Below are 583 nucleotides of genomic sequence, written 5' to 3' on the forward strand. Positions count from 1 at the left end.
CTCAGTTCAATTTGTTCGTCTTCACTGAGCACGATGTCCTGAGAGTTCATGTGATCACTCCAAGTACTGACTGACCACAGAAGCATAGCTCAGGCTAGAAACTTATTTAAGAGACAGGACACTAGGGCAACTGCTGATCAGACCGCATACATCCGGACTCGCCTGCGGCGCAACACTGGCCGAAGCTTCACTCTACGGGCTTTGTGAGGTCGTGGAGCGTTATTCGACCTCCTTGCTATACCAGCGCTTCCAGAATAATCAGACCGGTCAATTGATCAACCCTGTTTCGGTCGCTGACGAGCGCTTCCAGCGATTGTATTCAAGTGTCCGTGAGCATGGAGCCGAGATGATTATATTGCGTGTCAGCGCATTGATTCCCACTTATTACGTAGCAATCTTGGACTATGCGGGGCTGGGGCCTCGTTTCATGTTTTCAAGCGCCGCTTCAAGTTTAAGCGTAACCGCTCCATGAAGCCCACATTCCAAGCCGATATTTGATGCCCGATGCTGAGCTCCCGAACTCTCTCAGGAGCCTGCCCCACATGATGCGTCCCGATGCAAAAGTCGAAAAGGTATACCTCTA

General features: G+C 50.9%; 1 protein-coding gene. It reads left to right on the forward strand.

From position 1 onward, the window contains the following. The first annotated feature begins 136 nt into the window (after nucleotides 1-136). A complete protein-coding gene (locus tag ACZYSM_RS29335; RefSeq protein ID WP_489077190.1) occupies nucleotides 137-472 on the forward strand; it encodes a YcaO-like family protein in 336 nt (111 codons plus the stop codon). Nucleotides 473-583 lie beyond the last annotated feature (111 nt).

The organism is Pseudomonas sp. F220 (genome assembly GCF_057813935.1).